The organism is Duganella radicis (assembly GCF_009720825.1).
Lineage (GTDB): Bacteria > Pseudomonadota > Gammaproteobacteria > Burkholderiales > Burkholderiaceae_D > Rugamonas > Rugamonas radicis.
Genome location: NZ_WNKY01000012.1, coordinates 88,018 through 100,473 on the forward strand (window position 1 = coordinate 88,018; position 12,456 = coordinate 100,473).

6 protein-coding genes are annotated in these 12,456 nt (G+C 63.0%); all 6 read left to right on the plus strand.

What is annotated here, in order from left to right:
- Positions 1–79 precede the first annotated feature (79 nt).
- Positions 80–3,208: a DEAD/DEAH box helicase gene (locus GM676_RS13360; RefSeq protein WP_155464097.1), complete on the plus strand. Its 3,129-nt coding sequence runs from the start codon at positions 80–82 to the stop codon at positions 3,206–3,208.
- Between the two features lie 3 nt (positions 3,209–3,211).
- Positions 3,212–4,348 (plus strand): PAS domain-containing sensor histidine kinase, encoded by a 1,137-nt coding sequence (locus GM676_RS13365; protein WP_155464098.1) that lies wholly within the window; start codon positions 3,212–3,214, stop codon positions 4,346–4,348.
- A 51-nt stretch (positions 4,349–4,399) separates the two neighbouring features.
- Entirely contained in the window at positions 4,400–5,080 is a 681-nt protein-coding gene (locus tag GM676_RS13370) for a response regulator transcription factor (protein ID WP_008443102.1), read from the plus strand.
- A 105-nt stretch (positions 5,081–5,185) separates the two neighbouring features.
- The gene (locus GM676_RS13375) at positions 5,186–5,878 is read left to right on the plus strand and encodes a transposase (protein ID WP_155464099.1); all 693 of its coding nucleotides are present in this window, start codon (positions 5,186–5,188) and stop codon (positions 5,876–5,878) included.
- A 226-nt stretch (positions 5,879–6,104) separates the two neighbouring features.
- A complete protein-coding gene (locus GM676_RS13380; protein ID WP_155464100.1) occupies positions 6,105–10,829 on the plus strand; it encodes a glutamate synthase-related protein in 4,725 nt (1,574 codons plus the stop codon).
- A gap of 30 nt (positions 10,830–10,859) precedes the next feature.
- Positions 10,860–12,323, plus strand: a complete 1,464-nt coding sequence (locus GM676_RS13385) for a glutamate synthase subunit beta (protein WP_371866224.1) — start codon at positions 10,860–10,862, stop codon at positions 12,321–12,323.
- Positions 12,324–12,456 lie beyond the last annotated feature (133 nt).

The window sequence follows — 12,456 nt, forward strand, 5'->3', positions numbered from 1 at the left end:
ACGTGAACACGAACGCTTCAATGGCGGATAATATTGCCTGTTGCCGTTTTTGAACCATCTTTGAACAACAATGCGACCTATGGATTTTACCCGCGACGACGCCCCTGCCGCCCCTGCTGCACCAGCACCGGCTCCTGCGCGCCCTGCGCCGCCTGCGAATCAATTGTCGTACGCTGTTGCCACCTGGCTACAGCGTGTGGATGCGGCAGCGCACCCCAAAGCAAAACTCACCCCGCCGCCGGTCGAGAACGACCCCAAGCAAACCAATTACAAACTGATTTATGTGATGGCCCCGACCAGTGGCGGCCGTCACGTGGCCCTGTGCCTGTACAAAGCCCGCCTGCGCCCGAACGGCGACGTGGCGGCCGCCAGTCCGGTCAGCGAAGTGTTTTCGCTGCTGTCGACGCCGCCGACGTTCATGACCCCGGCCGACGAGGATTTGATCCGCTTCTTCGTCGCCATGCGCAGCGGCCAGAACTCCCAGACCGGTTCGGCCACCGAACCGCGCGGCAAGATCGGCGCCGCGCTGCTGAATATGCTCGCCGAGCAAGATAAGCTGTTGTGGGCCAACTCCTGGGCCGACGTCGGCAACGGCCTGGTCTATCCGCTGAAAGGCGGCGTGCTGCGCGAAGCCAATCTGGCCTGGCGCGAAGAAGGCAAGGGCTTGCGTCTGGGCTGGCAGGTGGCGCCGCCGCCGGGCGCCAAGCACGTTGGCGCCGACCAGGTCGACTACATGCTGCCGACCGATCCGCCGTGGTACATCGACAACCTGTCGTGCGGCGTGCTGCAACTGAACCAGGGCGGCACCCAGATTCCGCTGGCCGACCTGCAAGCGCTGGTGGCGCAGGCGCCGCTGCTGACCAACAACGACAAGATGCGCGTCTCGCAGCTGCTGCTGGCACACGGGCTGCAAGGGCTGATGCCGCTGCCGCAGCCGCTGCCGCAGCGCATCCGCGACGACGTCAAGCCGCGTCCGGTGCTGACGCTGGACGCCGCCATGCTGGCCGACGGCTCGCTGCAACGCTGGAACGACTTTGCCGTGTTGTCCTTCGACTACGACGGCGAGCGCGTCTCGTTCGACCCGTCGCAGCGAGTGGTGCGCCAGAAGGGCGAGGTCACCGAGATCATCCAGCGCGACAGCGGCGCCGAAGACGACGCGCTGGCCCTGCTGACCGAGCGCCATTTCGTGGCGCCGGCCACCCTGCCACTGAGCGCGGTCAAGGGCGGCCTGCTGCTGCCGAGCCAGGCGGAATGGCTGCGCTTTGCCCGCGACGGCATCGCCGCGCTGAAGGAAGCCGGCTGGAAAATCGAAAAAACCGTCAAATACCGCTACGACACGGTGGAAGTCGGCGACTGGTACGCCGAGGTGGTGGAAGACGAGGCCGACGGTGGCCGCGCCTGGTTCGATCTGGAACTGGGCATCATGGTCAACCAGGAGCGGGTACCGCTGCTGCCGGTGCTGGTGCAGCTGATCCGCACCGCGCCCAACGACTTCAATCCGAAGGTGATCGCCAACCACGGCGAGGAAGACCAGATGCTGGCCACGCTGCCGGATGGCAGCCGCGTGGCCCTGCCCTGGGGCCGGGTGCGCCCCATCCTCGGCACGCTGGGCGAGTTGTATTTCAGCGACAAGATCAAGACGTCGCTGCGCATGGCCACGCTGGACGCCGCCCGCCTGGACGAGCTGGCCCGCAACGTGGACATGGCATGGACCGGCGGCGCCGAGCTGCGCGACATGGGTGCGCGCCTGAACCAGTTCGGTTCGGTCAAGCGCGTGACCACCCCGGCCGGCCTGCAAGCCACCCTGCGCGACTACCAGACCGACGGCTTGTCGTGGATGCAATTCCTGCGCGAATACGGCTTTGCCGGCATCCTGGCCGACGACATGGGCCTGGGCAAGACCGTGCAAACGCTGGCCCACATCCTGATCGAGAAGGAAGCCGGCCGCCTGACCGCGCCGGCGCTGGTGATCGCCCCAACCAGCCTGATGGGCAACTGGCAGGAGGAAGCCGCGCGCTTCGCCCCCGGCCTGAAAGTGCTGCTGTTGCAAGGCAAGGACCGCATGGGCCAGTTCGACCAGATCGACGAGGCCGACCTGGTGCTGACCACCTACGCCCTGCTGCCGCGCGACGAGGAAAAACTGCGCGAGCACGATTTCCATCTGGTGATCCTGGACGAATCGCACTACATCAAGAACACCCGCTCCAAGGCGGCCCAGAGCGCCGGCCTGCTGCGCGCGCGCCATCGGCTGTGCCTGTCCGGCACGCCGCTGGAAAACCACCTCGGCGAACTGTGGTCGCAATTCCACTTCCTGCTGCCGGGACTGCTCGGCGACGAGAAGAACTTCAACAGCGTGTTCCGCCATCCGATCGAACGCCAGGACGATCCGCTGCGGCGCGCGCTGCTGAACCGCCGCATTAAGCCTTTCCTGCTGCGCCGGACCAAGGACAGCGTGGCGAAAGAGCTGCCGCCGAAGACCGAGATGGTGCGCAAGGTCGAACTGACCGGCGCCCAGCGCGACCTGTACGAAACCGTGCGCCTGGCGATGGACCAGAAAGTGCGCGAGGAAATCGACCGCAAGGGCGTGGCGCGCAGCCAGATCGTGATCCTGGAGGCGCTGCTCAAGCTGCGCCAGGTGTGCTGCGACCCGCGTCTGGTGAAAACCACCACCAAGAAACAGCAGGCCGCCGGTTCCGCCAAGCTGGCCGACCTGATGCAGATGGTCGAGGACTTGCTGGAGGAGAAGCGCAAGATTCTGGTGTTCTCGCAATTCACCAGCATGCTGGAACTGATCGAGGAAGAACTGGAAGCGCGCGACATTCCGTACGCGCTGCTGACCGGCGACACCAAGGACCGCAGCGCCCAGGTGGCGGCCTTCCAGCAAGGCGCGGTGCCGATCTTCCTGATTTCGCTCAAGGCCGGCGGCGTCGGCCTCAACCTGACGGCGGCCGACACCGTGATCCACTACGATCCGTGGTGGAATCCGGCGGCGGAAAACCAGGCCACCGACCGTGCCTGGCGTATCGGCCAGGACAAGCCGGTGTTTGTCTACAAGTTGATCGCCAAGGGCACGCTGGAGGAGAAAATCCAGCTCTTGCAGCAGAAGAAATCCGATCTGGCGCAATCCATCCTGGCCGAAGGCGAGTCGCAGAAGATGGCGCTCACGCAGGAAGACTTGCAACAAATCTTCGCCCCGCTGGTGGAGTAAGCCATGGGCCGGACGATAGCGGAACTCCAGGCGGCGCTAGCACAATCGCAAGCCAACGAGGCCCGTTACCGGCTGCTGCTGGAACACAGCGGCGAGATCAGCTGGATGGCCGACTGCGCCACGCTCCAGCTGACCTGGCTCAGTCCGGCGGCCGAACGCCAGTTCGGCTACACCCTGGAGACCGCGCAAGCGCTGGCGGCCGGCCTGCTCAAGGATTTGCCGCCGCGCCTGGCGCGCTACGCCAAGGGCGACCTCAGCCGACGGCGCCTGCTGCGCGAAACCGAGCTGCTCCACCGCGACGGCCGAGCGGTGCCGGTGGAAATCGAATCGACCCTGATCCTCGATGAGGCCGGCGTGCCGGCCACGGTGGTGGGGGTGCTGCGCGACCTGAGCGGCCGGCGCCAGCTGGCGCAGCAACAGAAAAAATTCGCCTCCATGCTGTCGCACGAATTCCGCACGCCGCTGTCGACCATCGACGGCGCGGTGCAGCGGCTGGAAATGACCGGCGCCCATCACGACGAAGGCACACGCAAGCGCTACCGCAAGATCCAGACCGCGGTCGACCGCATGCTGGCCATGCTGGACGAATACCTGTCGCCGGAGCGCATGGCCAGCATCGGCCGCGCGCGCCAGCCGAATGAAATCAACCCGTCCACCTTGTTGCAGGCCGCCGCCGAGCAGGCCCGGCTGCGGCGGCCGCACATCACCGTGCACACCTCCGGCCTGCCGCAATGGATGCGCTGCGACCCCGCCGGCATGCGTTTGTGTCTTGAAATCTTGCTGGATAATGCAATAAAGTACACAAACGATAAGATTCCGATAGAATTGACAGGAAGAATTGCAACGGAAGGTGGCGTCGAATTTCTGGTGCGCGACCATGGCGCCGGCATCGCCGAGGCGGAACTCCCCTTCATCTTCGGTAAAGCTTACCGGGGCAGCAACGCGGCCGGCGTGGCGGGATCGGGACTGGGCCTGTACATGGCGCGCGCGATTGCGGATGTGCACGGTGGAACGGTGAGTGCACGGAATGTTTCTGAAAGCGGCACAGAATTTCGGATTTGGTTGCCGATCGCGGTCCATGCCGGGAAAAACCTTGCGCCTGCCGATGCCAGCAGTGATAATTCCTCGGACGCAAGCTGATTGTCCCAGGTCTGGGCACAATTGCTCAACAATCGAACGAATGGCGCATCAATGACGCAAATACTGATCGTGGAAGACAATCTGGACTACGCCGAAGAAATGGCGGAGTTCCTGACTGAACTTGAACACGAAGTGCACATCACCAATAACGCCAGCGATATGTGGTCTGCCCTCAGCCAGGGCAATGTCGGCGTGGTCGTGCTGGACCTCGGCCTGCCGGATGAAGACGGCTTCAACGTCATCCCGCGCATGCGCCAGCTGTACCCGCAAATCGGACTGCTGGTGCTGACCGGCCGCGTGGCGTTCGACAACCGTATTCTTGGTTTGCGCCTGGGCGCGGACCATTATTTGACCAAGCCTATCAAATTTCCGGAACTGGCGGCGCACATTGAAGCGCTGGACCGTCGGGTCGGCCCGCAGGAAACCATTCCGGCGCCGAGCAAGTGGACGCTCAAGGTCAGCGCCCGCCAGCTGGAGTTGCAGGGCATGGCCATTACCCTGACCGAGAAAGAGTGCAACTTCCTGCATCTGTTGACGATTAACACCCGTCCCGTGCCGCGCCAAGTGATCGTGGCTGGCATCGGCGGTGACGATCCCGACGCCGGCCGCCGCGTCGACATGCTGGTGTACCGCCTGCGCAAGAAGGCGCGCACCGGCCTGGGCCAGGATCTGCCGCTGCGCAGCGCCTACGGCGAGGGTTACAGCCTGTCCGCCAGCTTCAACTTGTCATAAACAGGGACAGAGCAAACGCGATTTTCCGTTTTGCGAAATTAATCGGGGACGGAGTCAGTCAACAAGGGTAGAATCGGGCTTCCGATTCCCCTTTTTGTTCTCTCCATGGCACGCCTGCCCCGTTTAATCGTCCCCGACCAGCCGCACCACGTCATCCAGACCGGCGCCAACAACCAGAATGTCTTCCTCGATACCGAGGATTACCAAACCTTCCTCGGCTGGCTGCGCAGCGCCGCCAAAACCTACAAAGTCGCGGTGCACTGCTATGTTTTGATGCCCAACCACCTGCATTTGCTGGTCACGCCCGCCGACGCCACCGGCCTGGGCCAGATGATGCAGTGGATAGGCCGCTATTACGTGCCCTATTTCAATCAAAAGTATGCCCGTAGCGGCACGTTGTGGAACGGACGCTACAAAACCTCGCTGATCGACGCCGACGCCTACTTCATGCTGTGCAGCCGTTATATCGAATTCAACCCGGTACGCAACGGCATGGTGGCGCGGGCCGAGGATTACCCTTGGTCCAGCTACTGCCACCACGCCGGCATCCGCCCGGACGGGCTGGTGACCGACCACGCCAAAGTCTGGGAACTGGGCAACACGCCATTCCAGCGCGAGGCCGCCTACAGCGCGCTATCCCAGCCGCCGCTGAGCGAAGAGGAAATCACGTTGATCGGCAAATCCCTGCTCAAGGGCTGGCCACTGGGTTCGCAGCAATTCCAGACCGCCCTCCAGAACAAGGTAAAACGTCAGGTATTGCCGGCAAAACGCGGCCGGCCATTCAAAATAAAGCCATAACTCCGGGGTCAGGTCCTCCATTTCCACACGGGCACAACTGTAGAGCGCGATACGGTTGTGCCCGTGTGGAAATGGAGGACCTGACCCCGGATTCACTCCGTCCCCAATTAAAAAAATAAGCTTCTGAGGAAAATTTAATTCGACTCCGACCCTAATTGTTGTTGTTGAGGTTTACGCTGCATTGCACTAATCTTAGCCTTCGAGCCAATTAGTCTGGAGTTTAGCCATGAAAGCGCAAGGTCTTTACGATCCGTCCAATGAACACGATGCCTGCGGCGTCGGTTTCGTCGCCCACATCAAGGGCAACAAGAGCCATTCGATTGTGGAACAGGGTCTGCTGATCTTGAAAAACCTCGATCACCGGGGCGCGGTGGGCGCCGACCCTCTGATGGGTGACGGCGCCGGTATCCTGATCCAGATCCCGGATCAGTACTACCGCGATGAGATGGCCAAGCAAGGCGTGGAACTGCCGCCGCCAGGCGAATACGGCGTCGGCATGGTGTTCCTGCCGAAGGAAAACGCTTCGCGCATCGCTTGCGAGCAGGAAATCGAGCGCGCCGCGCGCGCCGAGGGCCAGATCGTGCTGGGCTGGCGCAATGTGCCGGTCGACCTCGACATGCCGATGTCGCCGACCGTGCGCGCCAAAGAGCCGGTGATCCGCCAGATCTTCATCGGCCGCGGTGCCGACATCATGGTGACCGACGCGCTGGAACGCAAGCTGTACGTGATCCGCAAATCGTCCGGCCACGCCATCCAGGCGCTGAAGCTGATCCACGGCAAAGAATTCTTCGTGGCCTCGATGTCGGCCCGTACCGTGGTCTACAAGGGCCTGCTGCTGGCCGACCAGGTCGGCGTGTACTACAAAGACCTGCAAGACGCGCGCTGCGTGTCGGCGCTGGCGCTGGTGCACCAACGCTTCTCGACCAACACCTTCCCCGAGTGGCCGCTGGCCCACCCGTACCGCCTGCTGGCGCACAACGGCGAGATCAACACCGTGCGCGGCAACTTCAACTGGATGCGCGCCCGCGAAGGCGTGATGAAATCGGCCGTGCTGGGCGACGACCTGCACAAGCTGTTCCCGCTGATCTACGAAGGCCAGTCGGACACCGCCTGCTTCGACAACGCGCTGGAACTGCTGCTGATGGCCGGCTACCCGATCGCCCAGGCGATGATGATGATGGTGCCGGAAGCGTGGGAAAACCATGGCACCATGGACGACAACCGCCGCGCCTTCTACGAATACCACGCCGCCATGATGGAACCGTGGGACGGCCCGGCCGCGCTGGCGTTCACCGACGGCCGTTATATCGGCGGCACCCTGGACAGGAACGGTTTGCGGCCGGCGCGTTATATCGTCACCGACGACGACCTGGTGGTGATGGCCTCGGAATCCGGCGTGCTGCCGATTCCGGAATCGAAGATCATCCAGAAATGGCGTCTGCAACCGGGCAAGATGTTCCTGATCGACCTGGAAGCCGGCCGCATCATCGACGACAAAGAGCTGAAAGACACCTACGCCAACGCCAAGCCCTACAAGGCATGGATCAACGCGGTGCGCATCAAGCTGAACGAAATCAAGCTGAGCGAAAGCCAGCTGGCGCACAACCGCGCCAAGGACAAGCCGGCCGCCGGCGAAAAAGCCGTGCCGTCGCTGCTGGACCGCCAGCAAGCCTTCGGCTACACCCAGGAAGACCTGAAGTTCCTGATGGCGCCGATGGCCGCCGCCGGCGAAGAAGCCACCGGCTCGATGGGCAACGACTCGCCGCTGGCCGTCATGTCCAACAAGCTGAAGCCGCTGTATTCCTATTTCAAGCAGCTGTTCGCCCAGGTGACCAACCCGCCGATCGACCCGATCCGCGAAGCGATGGTGATGTCGCTGGTGTCGTTCATCGGTCCCAAGCCTAACCTGCTGGACACCAACAACGTCAACCCGCCGATGCGCCTGGAAGTGGCGCAGCCGGTGCTGGGCTTCGACGATATGGAGCGTCTGCGCAGCATCAGCCAGCACACCGGCGGCAAGTTCAAATCGTACGAACTGGGCATCTGCTACCCGCTGGCCTGGGGCAAGGAAGGTGTGGAAGCCTGCCTGGCGTCGCTGTGCGCGGAAGCGGTCGATGCCGTCAAGTCCGGCCACAACATCCTGATCGTGTCGGACCGCTCGGTTGGCCCTGACCGCGTGGCCATCCCTGCGCTGCTGGCCACCTCGACCATCCACCAGCACCTGGTCAGCAAAGGCCTGCGCGCCTCGACCGGCCTGGTGGTGGAAACCGGCTCGGCCCGCGAGACCCACCACTTCGCCCTGCTGGCCGGCTACGGCGCGGAAGCGATCCACCCGTACCTGGCGATGGAAACCCTGGCCGAAATGGCGCAAGGCATGCCGGGCGATATGTCGGCTGAAAAAGCCATCTACAACTTCACCAAAGCCATCGGCAAAGGCCTGATGAAGGTGATGTCGAAGATGGGCATCTCGACCTATATGTCCTACTGCGGCGCGCAGATCTTCGAAGCGGTCGGCCTGAACAAGTCGCTGGTCGACAAGTATTTCCGCGGCACCGCCTCCAACGTGGAAGGCATCGGCGTGTTTGAAGTGGCGGAAGAAGCGCTGCGCCTGCACAACCTGGCCTTCGGCAACGACCCGGTGCTGGCCAACCACCTGGACGCCGGCGGCGAATACGCCTTCCGTATCCGCGGTGAAGACCACCTGTGGACCCCGGACGCCATCGCCAAGCTGCAACACTCGACCCGTGCCAACAACTACGCCAGCTATAAAGAGTACGCCCAGATCATCAACGACCAGAGCAAGCGTCACCTGACCCTGCGCGGCCTGTTCGAGTTCAAGATCGATCCGGCCAAGGCGATTCCGCTGGATGAAGTGGAGCCGGCCAAGGAAATCGTCAAACGCTTCGCCACCGGCGCCATGTCGATGGGTTCGATCTCGACCGAAGCCCACGCCACCCTGGCGGTGGCGATGAACCGCATCGGCGGCAAATCGAACACCGGTGAAGGCGGCGAAGATCCATCGCGCTACACCATGGAGCTGAAAGGCATCAAGATCAAGCAGGGCGAGACCATGGCGTCGGTCATGGGCAAGGAACAGATGGTGGTCGACATTCCTCTGCAAGAGGGCGACTCGCTGCGTTCGCGCATCAAGCAGGTGGCGTCGGGCCGTTTCGGCGTGACCGCCGCTTACCTGAACTCGGCCGACCAGATCCAGATCAAGATGGCCCAGGGCGCCAAGCCGGGCGAAGGCGGCCAGCTGCCGGGCCACAAGGTGTCGGAATACATCGCCACCCTGCGCTTCTCGGTGCCGGGAGTGGGTCTGATTTCGCCGCCGCCGCACCACGATATTTACTCGATTGAAGATCTGGCGCAGCTGATCCACGATCTGAAGAACGCCAACCCGCGCGCTTCGATCTCGGTCAAGCTGGTGTCGGAAGTGGGTATCGGCACCGTGGCCGCTGGCGTGACCAAAGCGAAAGCCGACCACGTGGTGGTCGCCGGCCACGACGGCGGCACCGGCGCATCGCCGCTGTCCTCGGTCAAGCACGCCGGCACCCCGTGGGAGCTGGGCCTGGCGGAAACCCAGCAGACGCTGGTGCTGAATGGCCTGCGCAGCCGTATCCGCGTCCAGGCCGACGGCCAGATGCGTACCGGCCGCGACGTGGTGATCGCCGCCATGCTGGGCGCCGACGAAATCGGCTTCGCCACCGCGCCGCTGGTGGTGGAAGGCTGCATCATGATGCGTAAATGCCACCTGAACACCTGCCCGGTCGGCGTTGCGACGCAAGATCCGGTGCTGCGCGCCAAGTTCTCGGGCAAGCCTGAGTATGTGGTCAACTACTTCTTCTTCGTCGCCGAGGAAGCGCGTCAGCTGATGGCGCAACTGGGCATCCGTACCTACGACGAGCTGATCGGCCGCGTGGATCTGCTGGACAAGTCGAAAGCCATCTCGCACTGGAAGGCGCAAGGCCTGGACTTCAGCAACATCTTCTACCAGCCGGAAGTGCCGAACGGCGACGCCATCTACCACACCATGGAACAGGACCACGGCCTGGACAAGGCACTGGACCACAAGCTGATCGCCCAGGCCAAGGCGGCGCTGGAAAAAGGCGAGCGCGTGTCCTTCATCTCGCCGGTGAAGAACCTGAACCGCACCGTCGGCACCATGCTGTCGGGCGAAGTGGCCAAGCGCTACGGTCACGCCGGTCTGCCGGACGACACCATCCACATCCAGCTGCAAGGCACGGCCGGCCAGTCGGCGTGCGCCTTCCTGGCGCACGGCATCACCATCGATCTGGTGGGCGAGGGCAACGACTACGTCGGCAAGGGCCTGTCGGGCGGCCGCATCATCGTGCGTCCGAACACCGAGTTCCGTGGCTGGGCGGTGAACAACATCATCATCGGCAACACCGTGCTGTACGGCGCGATTTCCGGTGAAGCCTTCTTCAACGGCGTGGCCGGCGAGCGTTTCGCTGTGCGTAACTCGGGCGCCACCGCCATCGTCGAAGGCACCGGCGACCACGGTTGCGAATACATGACCGGCGGCACCGTTGTGGTGCTGGGCAACACCGGCCGTAACTTCGCGGCGGGCATGTCGGGCGGTATCGCTTACGTCTACGATCCGGATGGTGATTTCGAATCGCGCTGCAACACCGCGATGGTGTCGCTGGAGCCGGTGCTGACCACTAAGGAACAGGCGGCGCAGAGCGAAACCTGGCACATCCAGCACAAGGATATCGGCCGCGAGTCGGACGAGGTGATCCTGAAGCGTTTGATCGAGCGCCACTTCAAGCACACCGGCAGCACCCGTGCCCGCCTGTTGCTGGATAACTGGGCCGAGAGCCGCGCCAAGTTCGTGAAGGTATTCCCAAGCGAATACAAACGCGCGCTGGCCGAGATGGCCGAAGACGTGGCGAACGAAGCCGCTTCCGCTCAACCGATCGCTGCTTAATCGCTGCTGTAAAGAATTAAAGGATATATCGTGGGTAAAATCACCGGCTTCATGGAATTCCAGCGTCAGGAAGAAGGCTATCTGCCGCCAGCGACGCGCGTTAAAAACTATGCGGAATTCGTTATTCCGCTGACCAACGAGCAAGCCAAAGTCCAGGGCGCGCGCTGCATGGATTGCGGCATCCCGTTCTGCAACAACGGCTGCCCGGTCAACAACATCATCCCGGACTGGAACGATCTGGTTTATCGCGGTAACTACCGCGAGGCGCTGGACACCCTGCACTCGACCAATAACTTCCCGGAATTCACCGGCCGCATCTGCCCGGCGCCATGCGAGGCCGCCTGCACCCTGGGCATTCACGAAGATCCGGTCGGCATCAAGTCGATCGAACACAAGATCATCGACGAAGGCTGGGAACACGGCTGGGTGGTGCCGCAACCCGCGGCCAGACAAACCGGCAAGAAAGTCGCCGTGGTCGGTTCCGGTCCTGCCGGCTTGGCGGCGGCCCAGCAGCTGGCGCGCGCCGGCCACGCCGTGACCGTGTTTGAAAAAGCCGACCGCGTTGGCGGCCTGCTGCGCTACGGTATTCCAGACTTCAAGATGGAAAAGTCGCACATCGACCGCCGCGTCAAGCAGATGGAAGCCGAAGGCGTGACCTTCCGCACCTCGGTCCTGATCGGCAAGGATTTCCCGGCCAACGTCAACAACTGGGCCAAGGAAACCATCTTCCCGGAAGACCTGCAAAAAGAATTCGACGCCGTGGTGCTGGCCGGCGGCGCCGAGCAGCCGCGCGACCTGCCTGTGCCGGGCCGCGAGCTGAAAGGCGTGCACTTCGCCATGGACTTCCTGCCGCAGCAGAACAAAGTCAACGCCGGCGACAAGCTGAAAGACCAGATCAAGGCCACCGGCAAGCACGTCGTGGTGATCGGCGGCGGCGACACCGGTTCCGACTGCGTCGGCACCTCCAACCGTCATGGCGCCGCCTCGGTGACCCAGTTCGAACTGATGCCTATGCCACCGGAGCAGGAGAACAAGCCGCTGGTATGGCCATACTGGCCGACCAAGCTGCGCACCTCGTCCTCGCACGAGGAAGGTTGCGAGCGCGACTGGGCCGTGGCCACCAAGCGCCTGGAAGGCAAGGGCGGTAAGCTGGAGAAGCTGGTGGCCTGCCGCGTCGAATGGAAAGACGGCAAGATGAGCGAAGTGCCGAACTCGGAATTCGAAATGAAGGCCGACCTGGTGTTCCTGGCCATGGGCTTCGTCTCGCCGGTGGCCAACATCCTGGACGCGTTCGGCGTTGAAAAAGATGCGCGCGGCAATGCCAAGGCAAGCACCGATGGCGAAGGCTGCTACAAGACTTCCTCCCCCAAAGTATTTGCCGCCGGCGACATGCGCCGCGGCCAATCGCTGGTGGTGTGGGCGATCCGCGAAGGCCGCCAGTGCGCGCGCGCGGTCGACGAGTTCCTGATGGGCAGTTCCGAGTTGCCACGCTAATCTCCTGTAGCTTAGCGCAGCGCTCAGGCTCCGCCTGACTCCCTGCCGGGTACGGATGGGCGATCCCCAGCCGTATCCGGTTTTTTTTTGAAAGTACCGTCTGCTGCACCGCAAGAATGTAACATTTAGTGCC